This is a genomic window from Sphingobium sp. AS12 (genome assembly GCF_019097845.1).
In the GTDB taxonomy this organism is placed as follows: domain Bacteria; phylum Pseudomonadota; class Alphaproteobacteria; order Sphingomonadales; family Sphingomonadaceae; genus Sphingobium.
Genome location: NZ_JAHRGM010000024.1, coordinates 242251 through 259451 on the forward strand (window position 1 = coordinate 242251; position 17201 = coordinate 259451).

At 63.9% G+C, this 17201-nt stretch carries 16 protein-coding genes; 9 read left to right on the forward strand and 7 right to left on the reverse strand.

Features of this window, described 5'->3' with window-relative positions:
- Positions 1–14: 14 nt before the first annotated feature.
- The 4 genes from KRZ98_RS10150 to ada all read right to left on the reverse strand — a co-directional run bounded on the left by KRZ98_RS10150 (position 15) and on the right by ada (position 3495).
- Complete coding sequence (locus KRZ98_RS10150; protein WP_217673440.1) at positions 15–509, reverse strand: OmpA family protein; 495 nt, start codon at positions 507–509, stop codon at positions 15–17.
- Positions 510–521: 12 nt separating this feature from the next.
- Complete coding sequence (locus KRZ98_RS10155) at positions 522–1745, reverse strand: diguanylate cyclase (protein ID WP_217673441.1); 1224 nt, start codon at positions 1743–1745, stop codon at positions 522–524.
- Positions 1746–1749: 4 nt separating this feature from the next.
- Positions 1750–2283 carry a YfiR family protein gene (locus KRZ98_RS10160; protein ID WP_254798227.1) on the reverse strand — a complete coding sequence of 178 codons (534 nt, stop codon included), beginning with the start codon at positions 2281–2283 and terminating at the stop codon, positions 1750–1752.
- A gap of 126 nt (positions 2284–2409) precedes the next feature.
- On the reverse strand, positions 2410–3495 hold the full coding sequence (ada, locus tag KRZ98_RS10165) for a bifunctional DNA-binding transcriptional regulator/O6-methylguanine-DNA methyltransferase Ada (RefSeq protein WP_217673442.1): 1086 nt from the start codon (positions 3493–3495) through the stop codon (positions 2410–2412).
- 115 nt (positions 3496–3610) lie between these two features.
- Between ada and KRZ98_RS10170 the strand changes: the two genes are divergently transcribed.
- The 6 genes from KRZ98_RS10170 to KRZ98_RS10195 all read left to right on the forward strand — a co-directional run bounded on the left by KRZ98_RS10170 (position 3611) and on the right by KRZ98_RS10195 (position 10223).
- A complete protein-coding gene (locus KRZ98_RS10170) occupies positions 3611–5158 on the forward strand; it encodes a S1C family serine protease (protein WP_217673443.1) in 1548 nt (515 codons plus the stop codon).
- Between the two features lie 182 nt (positions 5159–5340).
- The gene (locus KRZ98_RS10175) at positions 5341–5895 is read left to right on the forward strand and encodes a F0F1 ATP synthase subunit delta (protein WP_217673685.1); all 555 of its coding nucleotides are present in this window, start codon (positions 5341–5343) and stop codon (positions 5893–5895) included.
- A gap of 2 nt (positions 5896–5897) precedes the next feature.
- Positions 5898–7427: a F0F1 ATP synthase subunit alpha gene (gene atpA, locus KRZ98_RS10180; protein WP_217673444.1), complete on the forward strand. Its 1530-nt coding sequence runs from the start codon at positions 5898–5900 to the stop codon at positions 7425–7427.
- Between the two features lie 73 nt (positions 7428–7500).
- A complete protein-coding gene (locus KRZ98_RS10185; RefSeq protein ID WP_119747281.1) occupies positions 7501–8385 on the forward strand; it encodes a F0F1 ATP synthase subunit gamma in 885 nt (294 codons plus the stop codon).
- A 24-nt stretch (positions 8386–8409) separates the two neighbouring features.
- The gene (atpD, locus tag KRZ98_RS10190) at positions 8410–9855 is read left to right on the forward strand and encodes a F0F1 ATP synthase subunit beta (protein WP_217673445.1); all 1446 of its coding nucleotides are present in this window, start codon (positions 8410–8412) and stop codon (positions 9853–9855) included.
- Positions 9856–9968: 113 nt separating this feature from the next.
- A complete protein-coding gene (locus KRZ98_RS10195; protein WP_217673446.1) occupies positions 9969–10223 on the forward strand; it encodes an ATP synthase F1 subunit epsilon in 255 nt (84 codons plus the stop codon).
- A gap of 78 nt (positions 10224–10301) precedes the next feature.
- On the opposite strand, the gene KRZ98_RS10200 is transcribed toward KRZ98_RS10195, so the two are convergent.
- Positions 10302–10655 (reverse strand): YciI family protein, encoded by a 354-nt coding sequence (locus KRZ98_RS10200; RefSeq protein WP_217673447.1) that lies wholly within the window; start codon positions 10653–10655, stop codon positions 10302–10304.
- Positions 10656–10773: 118 nt separating this feature from the next.
- Here KRZ98_RS10200 and KRZ98_RS10205 point away from each other — a divergent pair, with 118 nt between their 5' ends.
- Positions 10774–12267, forward strand: a complete 1494-nt coding sequence (locus KRZ98_RS10205; RefSeq protein WP_217673448.1) for a hypothetical protein — start codon at positions 10774–10776, stop codon at positions 12265–12267.
- Here KRZ98_RS10205 and KRZ98_RS10210 read toward each other — a convergent pair.
- Both KRZ98_RS10210 and KRZ98_RS10215 read right to left on the reverse strand, forming a co-directional pair.
- Positions 12259–12984, reverse strand: coding sequence for a bifunctional 2-polyprenyl-6-hydroxyphenol methylase/3-demethylubiquinol 3-O-methyltransferase UbiG (locus tag KRZ98_RS10210; protein WP_217673449.1), 726 nt, complete (start codon positions 12982–12984; stop codon positions 12259–12261). The two genes, KRZ98_RS10205 and KRZ98_RS10210, sit on opposite strands and share 9 nt — an antisense overlap.
- Entirely contained in the window at positions 12957–13967 is a 1011-nt protein-coding gene (locus KRZ98_RS10215) for a glycosyltransferase family 2 protein (protein ID WP_217673686.1), read from the reverse strand. Before KRZ98_RS10215 ends, KRZ98_RS10210 begins: the two co-directional genes overlap by 28 nt.
- Before the next feature lie 117 nt (positions 13968–14084).
- Here KRZ98_RS10215 and KRZ98_RS10220 point away from each other — a divergent pair, with 117 nt between their 5' ends.
- Both KRZ98_RS10220 and KRZ98_RS10225 read left to right on the forward strand, forming a co-directional pair.
- Positions 14085–15650 carry an integral membrane-like protein gene (locus KRZ98_RS10220; RefSeq protein WP_217673450.1) on the forward strand — a complete coding sequence of 522 codons (1566 nt, stop codon included), beginning with the start codon at positions 14085–14087 and terminating at the stop codon, positions 15648–15650.
- On the forward strand, positions 15647–17176 hold the full coding sequence (locus KRZ98_RS10225) for a CpaF family protein (RefSeq protein WP_217673451.1): 1530 nt from the start codon (positions 15647–15649) through the stop codon (positions 17174–17176). The genes KRZ98_RS10220 and KRZ98_RS10225 overlap by 4 nt, the downstream gene beginning before the upstream one ends.
- Positions 17177–17201: the final 25 nt, after the last annotated feature.

The following is a 17201-nucleotide window of genomic DNA, read 5'->3' on the forward strand; positions in this document are numbered from 1 at the left end:
TCCGATAGGGTCGATCAGGGGCGGATCGCATCGGCCGGTGACACGATCACCACCACGCGGCGATTTTCGCGGCGGCCATCGACAGAGCGGTTGCTGTCCACCGGTATGCGCGCGCCCATGCCCACCACCCGGAGAGCGCCCTGCGCCATGCCTCCGCTGTGCAGCGCGTCGGCGACCGCCTGCGCGCGTTTCAGCGACAGCGCATCATTATAGCTGGCAGATCCGGTTGAATCGGTGTGACCTTCCACCCGCGCGCCGCGAATGTCGACGGCCACCAGCGTCTGGGCCATACGCCCGATCACGACATGCTGGGCCGGAATCAGCACGCTTTCATCGGTAGCGAACAGCAGCCGGTCGGCCATGCCGAACTGCCAGCCATCGCCGACCGGTTCAAACCCGTTTTGCCGGAGCGTCGCCTGCTGGCGCGGGGTAAAGCCACCGCGATCAGGAACAGTCTGACACCCGGTCAGGGCCAGAGTTGCGATCAGCAGGGAGAGAATTGGGCGCATAACGAATATCCGTCAATCAGTGGTTGCGTGGCGGCGTCCCTTGGCCGCGTACATGGCCGCGTCGGCGTGACGCAGCAGATCGCGCGGGTCGGCGCTGTCCTGCGGATATAGCGCCCAGCCAAGGCTGAGCGACGACTGGATGCTCTGGCCACTGGGCAGCATGATCGGCTGCTCCATGCCAGTGTCGATCCGCGCGGCAAGTGCCTCCACCACCTCGCGGGTCGTGTCCGATGCCAGGATCAGCGCAAATTCGTCTCCGCCCAACCGGAAAGCCAGGTCGCCATTGCGCAGGGCGGCGCGCAGCCGCGCGGCGATGACGATCAGCATTACGTCGCCCGCATCATGGCCATGGCCGTCATTGACCTGTTTGAAGCGGTTTACGTCGGCGTAGATGATCGCAAAGCCTTGACCGGTCTGTTCCGCCGCTTCGACCGATGCCGCCAACTGGCGCTCGAACATGGCGCGATTACCAAGACCGGTGAGCGGATCGCGCGTCGCCTGATGCTCCAGCTGACGGTTTTCGGACAGAAGGCCTGCGTGCCATTGCTGCAATTCGTCCAGCAATGCATTGAAATCACGCGCCAGTTGATCGACTTCGGCGATGTCTGCACCCGGCACGCGCATGTCAAAGCGCCTGTCCACGCGCACGGCATGGGCAACATCGGCGATCTGCGCCAGCGGCCCGGTCACATCCTTTTGCAGCCGACGCGCCAATATCTGCGTGGCGATGACGGTCAGGCCCAGGCAGGCCAGTGCGATAACGACGCCCGACAGCAAATAGCGACCGATCGCACCGGCATCGCCATGGACGGTCAGCCGGGCGATAATGTCTCGGCCATGGCGGACTGGCTCCGTCACGGGCGATGGCCAGAGCAATTTCTCTGCCGTCGCCTCCAGGCGCGCCATTGCCCCAGCGTCGGGCCTGATCCAGCGCGTCATCAACCGTCCCTGATTGTCGCGTACCTCGACCAGGCGCACACCCTGGCCATTGGCAACCATCGCGATGCCGTCCTGCGCCGCCGCCATGTCATCGAACAAAAGCGCAGGCTCAATCGTGTAGCTGGCAGTGCGGGCTACCAGCGCCAGATTGCGTTCGGCATAATCGCGCATGATCAGGACGCCCGCTGCGATCAGGGTCACGCCCGCCATCAGCACGGCAAACAGGATGAGACGTGTGTGAACCCGCGCCAATATATGACGCAGGGTTGGCATGAGTGGGGCAGCCGGACGGGTCATGGCCTCAATAGCCCCCTTTCGACAGGCGCAATACGCGGGGATCTATCCGTACGGACGATCGTGACACGGCATCGATATTGAGCTGGAAATTGAGCGCTTGCGGCGTGAAGAGCAGGCAGAACATCGCACCGCTGCGGCAATCGGCATCGGCCTCCGCGATCGTCACCACCGCCGCGCCCCGCACCGCTGTCAAAAGCCGCCGATTGTCGAGCGCCGCCATCCGACCGATATAGAGAGCGTCGCACTGCGTCGCTGCGGCCGGATCAGGCAAGCGGCTCACCTGCACGCGCGCGCCGTTGGACAGGCTGATCTCGTCCAGTTGGCCGGCATGATCGGCCACGCCAACAACGCACAGATGCACCAGCGTTTTTTCAACAGGCCAGCGGGTAAATTCCAGTATCGCGTCGGTCATCCGCGCCGCACCCGCGGCCATGCGATCAGAACCCGACCCCAGCGGCATCATGGCTGGCTGGAACACCGGCGCTGCCATCGCCGCGATCGGTGCCAGCAGCAAAAGCCAAAACAGCAGAAGTCGCAATCCCCGCCCCAACCCAGCGAGCCGTGATGCGGCCCGATGCTTAGTTAATCAGCCGTAAAAATCGACCAAATAGTCACGGAGTCAAGCGCTTGTGACGTTATCGTTCCGATATTGGTGGATATTCGATCAATCCGTGGCCGAAACGTCACGCTCCCGCGCCAGCAACGCCTGCTTCCGCTCCACGCCCCAGGCATAGCCGCCCGCCGTGCCGTCGCTGCGCAGGACGCGGTGGCAGGGGATGAGGACCGCGAGTGCATTGTCGCCGCAGGCGGTGCCGGCTGCGCGCACTGCGCCGGGGCGACCGATAGCGGCGGCGATTTGGCCATAGCTGCGCGTCTGCCCGGCGGGAATGGCGCGCAACGCGGACCAGACCGCCTGCTGGAAGGCGGTGCCGCCGATATCCACGGGCAGGTCCGGCGCTCTGCTCGGATCATCGACCAGCGCCACGACCGCAGCGGCGAGCCGGTCAAGCGCGGCGTCGGCGGATTGCAGGTCGGCATTGGGGAAACGCGCGCGCAATGCCGCCTCGCCCTCGTCAAAGCTGATGCGGCACAGCCCCTTGTCCGTGGCAGCGACGAGCATCGGACCAAGGCTGCTGTCGATCCTGCGCCAGCGGATGGTGACGCCGCGTCCGCCCGCCTGCCAGGCGCTGGGCGTCATCCCCAGATGGGACGCTGCATCGGCATAGGCGCGGCTGGGCGCGGCATAGCCGGCCTCATATATGGCCGCCGTCACGCTGCTGCCCGCATCGAGCGCCGCCTTCAGCCGGTCGGCCCGCAGCGTCCGCGCATAGCCTGCCGGGGTCTGGCCCGTCTCACGCTTGAACAGGCGATGGAAATGATGCGGGGCGTAGCCGACATGCGCGGCAATCGCGTCGAGCCGGGGCGTGTCCTCCGCCGCTTCGATCAGGGCGATCGCGTCCGCCACTGCACGCTGATCCCGCCCTATTTCGTCCGGGCGGCAGCGCAGGCAGGCGCGAAAACCTGCCGCGCGCGCGGCGGCGGGATCAGGCAGGAAGTTCATATGCTCACGCTTCGGATGGCGCGCCGCGCAACTGGGCTTGCAATAGATGCCGGTGGTAGCAACGCAGCCCACGAACCGCCCGTCCATCGCCCGGTCGCGGCGCAACACCGCCGCCCAGCACTGGTCGGGATCGGGCATCAGGGGCGCCGGAGCGATCGAGGCGGCGGACAGGCGGGTCATCTGGTTCATGGCGTTATGGGATAAAGCGAAACCGCTGGCCATGCTTCCCGCGCCTTGCGCTCAAAAAAACCACGCACTTTTCCCGATTGCGCAGCGCCCGCCTTCGCATATGTATGCGCCCCATATGATCGCTCTTTTCCGCTTCATCCTCTTCGCGCTCGCCCTTGCCGCGCCGGTCGCCTCCCATGCCGAGCAGCAGGACATCGCCGCTGCCGCGCGCGGCGTGGTGCGTGTCGTGCTGGTCGCGACCGATGGCAGCGAGGCCTATTTTGTCGGCCATGGCAGCGGGCTGGCGGTTGCGCCGGACAAGATATTGACCAACGCCCATGTCGTGGAACTGGCGCGTGAGGAGAAAAATCTCGTCATCGGCGTCATCCCGTCCGAAGGGGCCAAGACCTATGGCGGGCGGATCATCGCCTTTTCACCGGGCAACGATCTGGCGCTGATCCAACTGGAACAGGGCAGCCTGCCGGTCAGCACTTTCTATGCCGGTGCCGTGACCGATGGCCAGCATGTCACCGCGATCGGCTATCCCGGCACGGTCGATCGGGCGCAGGGGCTGGGCCTCAAACAGATGGTCGAGCCGGTGGCGACAGTGAAAACCAGCGGCAATGTGTCGGCGGGTCGGGCGAGCCGCAGCTTCGACACGCTGCTGCACACCGCCCCGCTTGCTGCCGGAAACAGTGGTGGGCCGCTGGTCGATGATTGCGGCCGGGTGCTGGGGGTCAACAGTTTCGGGTCGTTATCCGACGGCAGCGACGCGGAATTCGGCTTTGCCGTATCCTGGCGCGAAATCGCCTCCTTCCTGCGGCAGGCAGGCGTGTCGTCGCTCCACACCGTCGTGCCGTGCCGCTCCTTTGCCGACGCCGATTCGGCCGAAGCCACCATCCTCCAGCGCGAATCGGCGATGAGCGAGCAGAAGCTGCGCGCCAGCGACAGCGCACGCCAACAGGCGATGGATCGCGCCCGCGATACTGCCGAGCGGGAGGTCATTTCCGCGCGCGAAAACGCCATGGCCGGGGCCGCTATGCTGCTGGCGCTGGCCGTGCTGGGCCTGGGCGCTGGCGGGCTGTTCTACAGCCAGAAGCGGGAGAAGCACGCAACCTGGGCGATTGCTATCGGCGGATTGCTGCTGTTCGGCGCGCTGGGGCTATTCTTCTTCAAACCCAGCTTCGCCAGCATCGACGAGAAGGTCGCCGTGGCGCAGGACGGGGGCGTCGTCAGCAATGCCGCCTTCGCCTGGGCGGGCGACAATATCTGCAAGGTCGACCTGGCCCGCAGCCGTCTGACCATATCGCAACCCAATGATATCGGCTTTAACTGGGCCGAAGGCGGCTGCGTCAATGGCGACACCCAATATGTCGCCAGCGGCACCGAATGGCAGCGCGTCACCATCCCGGCGGAGGGAAATTATCTGGCCTCAAGCCGCTTCGATCCGGTCAATGGCGTGCTGCGCGTCGATCGCTGGCTGCCCGATGGGGATACGATGGCCAAGGCGCGGGCGTTGGTGGGCGACAAACCGATTCCCGCCTGTGGCAGCGACCCGGAGGCGCTGGCCCGGATCGCCGCGCTGCAATCGCAAATGGCGGCCTTGGTCCCGGCCCAGCCCAATGAGCGGATTGTGTATCATTGCCAGAAAGGCCGGCTTGCTCCGGTTGATCCTGCGCAATAGTCGATTCGCGCTCACAGAAAAACTCAGTCAAATGCCGGTGATTTCGCACTATTGACGGAATCGCGCAGCATGACTTGCATAGTCATAATCGCGCTGCTAACCGGCCCCACAACAAGGGGGACGGGCGTAACTGCTCCCCCCTCTTTGCATGACCGGCACATCATATGGAGGACGGTAAGCGCGTGGAGACTACCGGCGGGATACAGGCCAGCCTCAGCGGCCGCTACGCGGTTGCGCTGTTCGATCTGGCACGCGACGGCCAATCGCTTGACACCGTGGCGGAAAGCCTGGCCGCGTTGAAGGCGGCGATTGCCCAATCGCCTGATTTCAAAGCGCTTATCAACAGCCCGGTGCTCAGCCGCGATGCGTCTGGCAAGACGATCGGTGCGGTCGCTTCCTCCATGGGGATCGATCCCCTGACCACGAAATTTCTGGGCGTGCTTGCCGGGAACCGCCGGCTTGACCAGCTTCCCGCAGTCATCCGCGCCTATGAAACCCTGCTGTCGAATCACAAGGGCGAGGCCCGCGCCGAAGTCACCAGCGCGCATCCGCTGACCAAGACGCAGATCACGGCGCTGGGCAAAAGCCTGCGCGCCCGTGTCGGCCGCGACGTTGCCGTCGATGCCAAGGTTGACCCCGCGATCCTGGGCGGGCTGGTCGTCAAGATCGGCAGCCAGATGATCGACAGCTCCATTCGTACCCGTTTGAATAGTCTCGCCATGGCGATGAAAGGCTGAACATGGATATCAACGCCGCAGAAATTTCGAAGGTCATCAAGGACCAGATCGCCAATTTCGGCACCGAAGCGCAGGTTAGCGAAGTCGGTTCCGTGCTGACCGTAGGTGACGGCATCGCCCGCGTCCATGGCCTCGACAACGTCCAGGCGGGCGAAATGGTCGAGTTTTCCAACGGAATTCAGGGCATGGCCCTGAACCTGGAAGCCGACAATGTCGGCGTCGTGATCTTTGGCTCGGACAGCGAGATCAAGGAAGGCGACACCGTCAAGCGCACCGGCACCATCGTCGACGTTCCCGTCGGCAAGGGTCTGCTGGGTCGCGTCGTGGATGGCCTTGGCAATCCCATCGACGGCAAGGGTCCGATCGTGTCCGACCAGCGTATGCGCGTCGAGCGCAAGGCGCCCGGCATCATCCCGCGCACCTCGGTCCATGAGCCTGTGCAGACGGGCCTGAAGGCCATCGACACGCTCGTCCCCGTCGGCCGTGGCCAGCGCGAACTGATCATCGGCGATCGCCAGACCGGCAAGACCGCCGTCGCGATCGATACGTTCATCAACCAGAAGGCCGCGAACGCTGGCGATGACGAGAGCAAGAAGCTCTATTGCATCTATGTCGCGATCGGCCAGAAGCGCTCGACCGTCGCGCAGATCGTCAAGCAGCTCGAAGAAAATGGCGCGATGGAATATTCCATCGTCGTCGCCGCGACCGCTTCGGAACCAGCCCCGCTCCAGTATCTCGCGCCCTACACCGGCGTGACCATGGGCGAATATTTCCGCGACAATGGTATGCACGCGGTCATCGTCTATGACGATCTCTCCAAGCAGGCCGTCGCCTATCGCCAGATGTCGCTGCTGCTGCGTCGTCCTCCGGGCCGTGAAGCCTATCCGGGCGACGTGTTCTATCTGCACAGCCGCCTGCTGGAGCGCGCGGCCAAGATGAACAGCGACAATGGCTCGGGTTCGCTGACCGCGCTGCCGATCATCGAAACCCAGGCGGGCGACGTGTCGGCCTACATCCCGACCAACGTGATCTCGATCACCGACGGTCAGATCTTCCTGGAAACCAACCTCTTCTACCAGGGCATCCGTCCCGCCATTAACGTCGGCCTCTCGGTGTCGCGCGTCGGTTCCGCTGCGCAGACCAAGGCGATGAAGAAGGTGTCCGGCTCGATCAAGCTGGAGCTGGCCCAGTATCGCGAAATGGCGGCCTTCGCCCAGTTCGGGTCTGATCTTGACGCTTCGACCCAGAAGCTGCTGAACCGTGGTGCGCGCCTGACCGAGCTGCTCAAGCAGGCGCAATTCTCGCCCCTGCCCTTCGAAGAGCAGACCGCGTCGATCTTCGCTGGCACCAACGGCTATCTCGACAGCGTCGCTGTCAAGGACGTGACCCGTTACGAAGAGCTGATGCTGGCCTATTTGCGCCACGATCATGCCGATGTGCTGACCACGATCCGCGACACCAAGGATCTGGGCGACGACGCCAAGGGCAAGCTGAAGGCCGCGCTCGACAGCTTCGGCAAGACTTTTGCTTAAGTCTGGCGCCTAAGTGATTTGATGAAGGCCGCCGGGTGACCGGCGGCCTCCCTACACTGAATTCGGGATTGAGATGGCTAGCCTCAAAGAACTGAAGATCCGCATCGGGTCGGTCAAATCGACCCAGAAGATCACCAAGGCGAAGCAGATGGTCGCCGCCGCGAAGCTGCGCAAGGCGCAGGCCGCAGCGGAGGCCGCGCGCCCCTATAGCAGCCGTCTGGAAGCCGTCGTCGCCTCGCTCGCCTCGAAGATTGCGGGCGGTTCGGGCGAAGGCGCGTCGCCGCTGCTGGCTGGCACGGGCAAAGATGACGTGCATCTGCTGGTCGTTGCCAACTCCGACCGTGGCCTGGCTGGCGCGTTCAACGCCAACATCGTCAAGGCCGCGCGCGCCAAGGCGGACGAGCTGATCGAACAGGGCAAGACGGTCAAATTCTATCTGATCGGTCGCAAGGGCCGTCCGGTGATCAACCGCATGTATCCCGGCCAGATCGTCGCCCAATATGACACGACCGGCGCGAAGCAGCCTGGTTACGATCAGGCACACGCCATCGCTGGCGAGCTGACCGACATGTATCTGAACGGCAAGTTCGACGTCGCGCATCTCTTCTACTCGCGCTTCAAGTCGGCGCTGGCGCAGATCCCGACCGAACAGCAGATCATTCCCGTCAAGATCCCCGCCGACGCCGACCGCAACGCCATCGCCGCGACGGTCGAATATGAACCGAGCGAGGAAGCGATCCTGGACGACCTGCTGCCGCGCAACGTCGCGATCCAGCTGTTCAAGGCGCTGCTGGAAAATAACGCATCCGAACAGGGCGCTTCGATGACCGCGATGGACAATGCCACGCGCAACGCAGGCGACCTGATCAACAAGCTGACGATCCAGTATAACCGCAGCCGCCAGGCCGCGATCACCACCGAACTCGTTGAAATCATTTCGGGCGCTGAAGCCCTCTAAGCACACGCACGCAAGGAAGCAGTCATGGCAACCACCAACAATGTAGGCCGCATTTCGCAGGTCATCGGCGCTGTCGTCGACGTGACCTTCCCTGATGCGCTCCCGTCGATCCTTTCGGCGCTCGAAACCAGCAATAACGGCCAGCGCCTGGTGCTGGAAGTCGCCCAGCATCTGGGTGAAAACACCGTCCGCACCATCGCGATGGATTCGACCGAAGGTCTGACGCGTGGCCAGGAAGTAACCGACACCGGCGCGCAGATCAGCGTCCCCGTCGGCCCCGCCACGCTCGGCCGCATCCTCAACGTCGTTGGCGAACCCATTGACGAGCGCGGCCCGGTCGCGACCGAAATGCGTTCGCCGATCCATGCCAAGGCACCCGAATTTGTCGACCAGTCGACCGAAAGCTCGATCCTGGTCACCGGCATCAAGGTCATCGACCTTCTCGCCCCTTACGCCAAGGGCGGCAAGATTGGCCTGTTCGGCGGCGCGGGCGTCGGCAAGACGGTTCTCATTCAGGAACTGATCAACAACATCGCCAAGGGCCATGGCGGCACGTCGGTGTTTGCAGGCGTGGGTGAGCGGACCCGTGAGGGTAACGATCTCTACCATGAATTCCTCGACGCAGGCGTCATCGCCAAGGATGCTGATGGCAACGCCATCTCCGAAGGCTCCAAGGTTGCGCTCGTTTACGGCCAGATGAACGAGCCGCCGGGCGCGCGCGCCCGCGTCGCCCTGTCGGGTCTGACCATCGCGGAATATTTCCGCGACGTCGAAAATCAGGACGTGCTGTTCTTCGTCGACAACATCTTCCGCTTCACCCAGGCAGGCGCGGAAGTGTCCGCTCTGCTCGGCCGTATTCCTTCAGCCGTGGGCTATCAGCCGACCCTGTCGACCGACATGGGCGCGCTGCAGGAACGTATCACCTCCACCAACAAGGGGTCGATCACCTCGGTGCAGGCCGTCTATGTTCCCGCGGACGATCTTACCGATCCGGCACCGGCAACCTCGTTCGCGCATCTTGATGCGACGACCGTTCTCAACCGCGCCATTTCGGAACTGGGCATCTACCCGGCGGTCGATCCGCTGGACTCCACCAGCCGCGTGCTCGAGCCGCGCACCGTGGGCCAGGAACATTATGACACCGCCCGCGCGGTCCAGTCGATCCTGCAGAAGTACAAGTCGCTGCAGGACATCATCGCCATTCTGGGCATGGACGAGCTGTCAGAAGAAGATAAGCTGACCGTCGCCCGCGCGCGCAAGATCCAGAAGTTCCTGTCGCAGCCCTTCCACGTCGCGGAAGTCTTTACCGGCATCAGCGGCAAGTTCGTGGCGGTCGAGGACACGGTCAAGTCGTTCAAGGCGGTGGTCGATGGCGAATATGACCATCTGCCCGAAAACGCCTTCTACATGGTCGGCGGCATCGACGAGGCCATCGAAAAGGCCAAGAAGCTAGCTGCCGAAGCGGCGTAAATCCAAATTCCCCTCCCGCTTGCGGGAGGGGCAGGGGAGGGCCTGTCATGGGCGATCCCTGACCAACATCCCCTCCCCCGACCCCTCCCTAAAGGGAGGGGGGAGTAAGAAAAATGGCACTGCATTTTGAACTCGTGACCCCCGAAAAGCTCTTCCGGTCGGAGGATGTCTATCAGGTCGTGGTGCCCGGCACCGATGGCGACTTCGGCGTGCTGGAGGGTCATGCGCCCTTCATGTCGACCGTGCGCGACGGCAGCATCCAGATCTATGCGACCGCAGGGTCCACGCCGGAAATCATCCCGGTCGAGGGTGGCTTTGCCGAGGTCAATGAAAAGGGTCTGACGGTCCTGGCCGAAAAAGTCGGCTGATCACGGCACCTGACAACCGGGCCGACGTGGCGCGGTCATCCAGAGGGGCGCTCGACAGCGCCCCTTTTTGTTGGGCGGTCACTCGTAAAAGGGCCGGATTTCAATCTCGCTGGGTCCGGGCATCGGATTGGGGCAGCGTTTGGCCCAGGCAACCGCTTCGTCCATGTCCGCGACATTCCAGAGCCAGAAACCGGCCACCTGATCACGGCTGGGCGTGAACGGCCCGTCGATCACCGTACGATCCGCGCCGTCGAATGCGATGCGCTTGCCCTGCGACGTGGGCGTCAGGCCATCAGCAGCAACCAATATGCCAGCGTCGCGCAAGGCGTCATTATAGCGACCCATCGCCGCCATCATCTCGCTCGTCCAGGGTTCGGGGAACAGGCCGGTTTCGCTCTCCGGCGTCGCCTTCACCAGCACCATCACACGCATTATTTGCCTCCCGATCGCTTATGACAGTCTCCGCAATCGGCGGACAGGCCGCAACAATTATTACGCATCATCAATCGCCGATTGCCGCGCCTCCCCAGCCTTGCCATGAACAGGGCCGATGACCGTCCCGTCCCCTGCCCGTGCCGTCCAGCGCCCTTTGCCCGGCGGCTGGCTGATCGCCCTGCTGGTCGGCTGGCTGGGCGTCGACCAGCTGCTATTGTGGCGCTTTCTGGATGTCATGCCGCTCTGGGCCTATGGGTTGGGCGCGCTGCTGGTAGCGACGCTCTGTGTCGCCGTCGTCCGGTTGGCGCACAGCTTTGCCGGGCCGACGCCTGCGACATGGATCTTCTGCATCGGGGTTGCGACCATCTTGCTGATGCTGGGGGGAGAGGGCCGTTTCTTCTACGCCAATATCGACTGGCAGGTGCGGTTTGCGGTGCTGCGCGACATGAGCGTCAATCCCTGGCCCTTCGTCTATACCGCGCGCGGCAAAGCGGACGTGTTGCGCGCCCCGATCGGCATGTTCCTGATGCCTGCACTGGCGGCCAAGGCGCTGGGCGGACGCGCCGCCGACATCGCGCTGCTGGTCCAGAACAGCCTGCTGCTCGGCACGTTGCTGGCGCTGGGGTCCACCCTGTTTGCGACGCGCCGCGCCAGGCTGATCGCGTTGGTCGTCGTCATCGGGTTCAGCGGCCTCGACGCGCTGGGTCGCATCCTGTTTCGCGGCGGGCTGTCGGATCATCTCGAAAACTGGGCCTATCTCCAATATTCATCGACCATCACGCTCGCCTTCTGGGTGCCGCAACATGCACTGGCGGGCTGGATCGGCGCGCTCGGCTTCCTGCTGTGGCGGGCGGAGAAGCTGCCGCTAGGCGTCTATCTGACGCTGCTGCCTTTGACCGCGCTCTGGTCGCCGCTGGGGCTGATGGGCGCAATGCCATTCGCGGCGCTCGCGGGCGTCCGCAGTTTGCGCGCGCGCGCCATCCGCCCCGCTGACATCGTCCTCCCCGCGCTCACCACCCTGCTCTGCCTCCCCGGCCTGCTCTATCTGAGCGCGGCGGGTGATGGGGTCGGCGTGCGGCTGATGGCGCTGTCGCCGCTGCAATGGGGCCTGTTCGAGCTGCTGGAAGTGCTGGTCTATGTCGCGCCGCTGGCACTTCTGGTCCATCGTCTGCGCTTTGGCCGCGATACGCTGGCGCTGCTGACATTGTGGCTGATCGCCATCCCCTTCGTCCAGATTGGCGCGTCCACCGATTTCATGATGCGCGGGTCGATCTGCGCATTGACGATACTGGCCGTCATGGTCGCCGATGCCCTTCTAGGCACACAACGCGCGCGCGTGCCGCTGGTCGTGCTGCTGGCGATCGGGTCCGTCACTGGCATTGTGGAAATCCGCCGGGCGCTGGCGCATCCCGCCGCGCCGCAGGTCCGATGCAGCCTGTTCAAGGCATGGCATCAGAGTTTTGGCGATTTTCCGATCGACTCCTATGTCGCGCCATTGGGCAAGATGCCGACGCTGGTGCGGCCCGCCAATCCCGCGCCGGTCAATGCCATCGAACCCGCCCGCTGCTGGGACGGGCCATGGCACCATCCCGACGAACCGTCAGGCTGACAAGATCGCGTAGAGCGACAGGCCGATCGGGAAGCGCACGCGGCCAAGCAGATGCTGTTCCCAGCCGAAGATCCGTCGCAACATGCCATTGACCGGTGGCGATGGCTGCGCGTCCAGCCCGCCCTTGCGACCCAACAGCCGGTGCGCGGTGCGGGTCGCGACCGCAAGGGGAAAGAGCAGGCTGTTGAAATAGCCGATCGCCTCGACCTTCAGTCCCGCCTCCTGCGCCACCGCGCGCAGCCCGGCCAGCGTATAGCGGCGCTTATGATGGTGCAGCACGTCATGGTCGGACCAGAGCCAGGGCACTGCCGGAACGGTGAGCAAGATCCTGCCCCCCTCCGCCAGTCGCGCGCGCAAAGCGGCAAGCGAGGCGCGATCCTCCTCCACATGCTCCAGCACATCGAGCAGGGCGATCAGGTCATAGCGCGCGCCATCAAAGCCGATCCGGCCCGGAAGCATTCCCGGCTCGATCCGCGCGATCCCCCGTTCATTCGCATGGCGGCGCGCGTCATCATCATATTCCAGCGCATCGACGCTGCCATGGCGCGCCAGCATCGCCAGATTGCCGCCGGTGCCGCAGCCCGCCTCCAATATGCGCGCGTCGGCGCGCGGCGCGATCCGGGTGCGGATCAACGCGTCCAATATGGCGCGACGGGCGACGAACCACCAATGGCTCCCCTCCTGCGCGCTCAGGCTCGCATAGGCTGATCGGTCCATTGGTCCTCTTCCCTGATTGGCGTGGCGACCGGGGCCACCACCGCGGTCGACTGATCCGCAACCACATAGAGCGGCCGCTGCCGCACTTCGCGCGCGACCCGGCCGAGATATTCGCCGATGATGCCAAGACTGAGCAAATTAAGGCCACCCAGGCCCAGCACCGCGACCATGATGGAGGCATAGCCGGGCGTATCGACCCCGGTGATGATCGTATGCGCGACCAGAAAGGCGGCATAGGCAAAGGCCAGGCAGGCGATGCCGCCGCCAATATAGGACCAGATGCGCAATGGCATGGTGGTCGATGCGGTGATGCCGTCAATCGCCAGCGACCAGAGCTTGCCCAGCCGCCATTTGGTCGTCCCCGTCCCGCGCGCGGCACGGGCATAATCGACCGTGGCGACGCGAAAGCCGATCCAGCTGAACAACCCCTTGTTGAACCGTGCCTGTTCGCCCAGTTGCTTGATGACGTCCACGGCCTGCCGGTCGAGCAGGCGGAAATCGCCGACATTTTCGGGGATGGGATAATCGGACAGGCGGTTGAGCAGGCGGTAAAATCCCCGCGCGCTCGTCCGCTTGAACCAGCCATCCGTGGACCGATCGGTGCGGCGGGCGTTGATCACCTGCGCCCCAGCCCGCCAGTGGCGGACCATATCCACGATTACCTCTGGCGGGTCTTGCAGATCGACGTCGATCGGGATCACCGCATCGCCGCTGGCATGGTCGATCCCGGCGGCAAGCGCCGCTTCCTTGCCGAAATTGCGCGACAGGGTGATGCAACGCACATCGGGATTGAGCCGCGCCAATATGCCCAATATGTCGCCGGTCCGGTCGCTGCTACCGTCATTGACGAACAGATATTCGGCCCGCGCATCCGCGCCGATCAGCGCCAGCGCACGCCCCACCGCCGGACGCGCCGCCTCCAGAAACAGCGACAGGCTGTCCTGTTCGTTATAGACAGGGATGACGATCGACAGGGTGCGCATGGGCGCGATGATCCTCACGGAAAAGCTGCCTCTGCTATCGGCCATAATGGTTAATGGAAGGTAAGGGCGCGCCGACATCCTTACGCTTCATTTACCATATTGCGCCATCACCGGCCCATGCGCGCCATCGCCTCCCTTGCCAGCCGTCATCCGCTCTGGACGCTGACCCTGCTGGGGTGTGTGCTGATGCTGCCTGCCCTGCTATGGGGACCGGGCGCGACGCACAGCCATCTCTATAATCATATGTGGACCCGCCATTTCGGCGAGCAGATGGCGGCGGGGCATCTCTATGAACGCTGGCTACCGCGCAGTTTCGAGGGGCTGGGCAGCCCCACCTTCTATTTCTACCCGCCTCTGGCCTATTGGCTGTCGGGCGGGCTGAACGCCATCGGCCTCACCGTGGGGCAGGCGATCACCGGCGCTGGCCTGCTGCTGATGATCGCGTCGGGACTGGCCATATATGCGTGGCTGGCTGCGCGCGGAACGAGGCCGCTCTTGGGCGCGGCGCTTTACATGATCGCGCCCTATCATCTGTTCGACCTCTATGTGCGTGGCGCGCTGGCGGAATTTGCCGGGTTCGTCTGGTTGCCATTGATCGCACTGGGCATCCACTGGCTGCCGTCGCGGCGCGGGGTGGCCCTCCTTGCCAGCGCCTATGCTGCGCTGATCATGACCCATTTGCCGCTGGCGACACTGACCGGCCTGTTCCTGATCGCCCCGCTAATGCTCCAGCGGATCGTGCAGGATCGCACGACATTGCTGCCGGGTCTTGTCGCCGGGGTGATGGCCTTTGCGCTCGCCGCTTTCTATCTGCTGCCCGCCGCCACGCTCCAGTCTCATATGTCCACGGCTTTGCTGTGGAGCGGCAAATATCAAGCGAGCGGCTGGTCAATCTGGCGCGAGGATGTCGAACTCTTCCCCTGTATCGCGCTGGGCCTCGTCCTGCTCGCCTGGCGCGCACGGTCGCTATGGACCGCGATCACGGTCGGCACGGCATTGGCGGCGGTCAATCTGATCCCGTCATTGTGGAGCATCGACCTGCTCGACAAGGTGCAATTTCCCTGGCGTATCCTCGCCATCACCGAATTTGCCGCCATCACCGCGATTGCCACCTGCCCGCCCCGCCGCATCATCGCGATCGGCGCTAGCGTGGTGCTGGCCTTCCCGCTACTGCTCACCGGCCTGATCGCCAGCGCCCTGCTGCACATGCCGGTCGATTATGCCCGGATCGATCGGCACCAGCCCGACGCGCCGGAATATCTGCCCGCAGGATTTGACGCTTCGCTGGTCGATCGGGTCGATCGCTGGACTGACCTTGGCCGCTATGCCAGCCTCCAGCGCGGCGACGACATCACCGTCACCCGCCCCGGCCCCGTGACGATCGGCCATGCCGCCTTCCCGATCTGGCAGGTGACACGCAATGGGCAGGCGGTGGCAAGCCACGGCCCGCTGATCCGCTTCGATGCCCGGCCCGGCACCTACAGTATCAAACGGGTACGGCTGTGGCAGGAAAAAGTCGGCGCGGCGATCAGCCTGATCGCGCTGCTGGGGCTGGCGCTGCTGATCCTTCGCCGCCGCATTAGCCATTTGTCAAAGTTTCCATCTTATTCACCTTCCCAAGCCCTATCTGATCGGCCTTCTTTCGGGCGGCTTCGATCGCGAATTACTGGCGGAGACCTATGAGCGCCTTTGGACGGAAAAATGGACCTGCTGGCATCAAGCCCGGCTTTGGCGTCGCCCGGCCGATGCAGGGCGGCGGCGCGCCCAAGGACGAACCGCGCGGCGGTGACCAGTTCCCCCCGCTCGATATTGCCGCCTTGCCCGGCGAAACCAGCTTCGATCCGCTCACCGCGCCGACCAGCCAGATGCAGCGCAATGCCGATGCCATCCAGCGCCTGTCCGACCGCGCCAATCATGAACATGTGGCTGACGCCGGGCCGCAGGGCTTTGAAGCTAGCGTTCACAAGATCAAGGAACAGGTGCTGCCCCGCCTGTTGGAGCGCGTCGATCCTGAAGCTGCCGCCACCCTGACCAAGGATGAGCTGGCAGAGGAATTTCGCCCGATCATCATGGAAGTGCTGGCGGAGTTGAAGCTGACCCTCAACCGGCGCGAACAGTTCGCGCTGGAAAAGGTGCTGGTCGATGAACTGCTGGGCCTGGGGCCGCTTGAGGAATTGCTGTCCGACCCGGACGTGACCGACATCATGGTCAACGGCCCGGACCAGACCTATATCGAAAAGAAGGGCAAGCTGATAATTGCCCCGATCAAGTTTCGGGACGAGGAGCATCTGTTCCAGATCGCGCAGCGGATCGTCAGCAAGGTCGGCCGCCGCGTCGACCAGACCACCCCGCTGGCCGACGCCCGCCTGCCCGACGGCAGCCGCGTTAACGTCATCGTGCCGCCGCTGTCCCTGCGCGGCACCGCCATCTCGATTCGTAAGTTTTCGGCCAAGCCGATCACCATAGACATGCTGTCGCAATGGGGCGCGATGAGCCCCAAGATGGCGACCGCACTCAAGATCGCCGGCGCCTGCCGCTTCAACATCGTCATTTCGGGCGGCACCGGTTCGGGCAAGACGACGATGCTCAATGCCCTGTCGAAGATGATCGATCCGGGTGAGCGCGTGCTGACGATCGAGGACGCCGCCGAATTGCGGTTGCAACAGCCACACTGGCTGCCTCTGGAAACCCGCCCGGCCAATCTGGAGGGCAATGGCGCCATCACCATCGGCGATCTGGTCAAGAACGCCCTGCGTATGCGCCCGGACCGGATCATCTTGGGCGAAATTCGTGGCGCGGAATGTTTCGATCTGCTCGCCGCGATGAACACGGGCCATGACGGCTCCATGTGTACGCTCCACGCCAACTCACCCCGTGAGTGCCTGGGCCGTATGGAAAATATGATCCTGATGGGGGACATTAAAATCCCCAAGGAAGCTATTTCCAAGCAGATCGCCGACTCGGTGGATCTGATCATCCAGGTCAAGCGTCTGCGCGACGGTTCGCGCCGCATCACCAACGTGACCGAGGTGATTGGCATGGAAGGCGACGTCATCGTCACCCAGGAATTGTTCAAATTCGAATATCATGACGAGGACGACAGCGGCAAAATCGTCGGCGAATATCGGTCGATGGGCCTGCGTCCCTACACGCTGGACAAGGCGCGCATGTTCGGCTTCGACCAGCCTTTCTTGGAAGCCTGCCTGTAAGGAATCATGGCTGGAAGGGATTTCC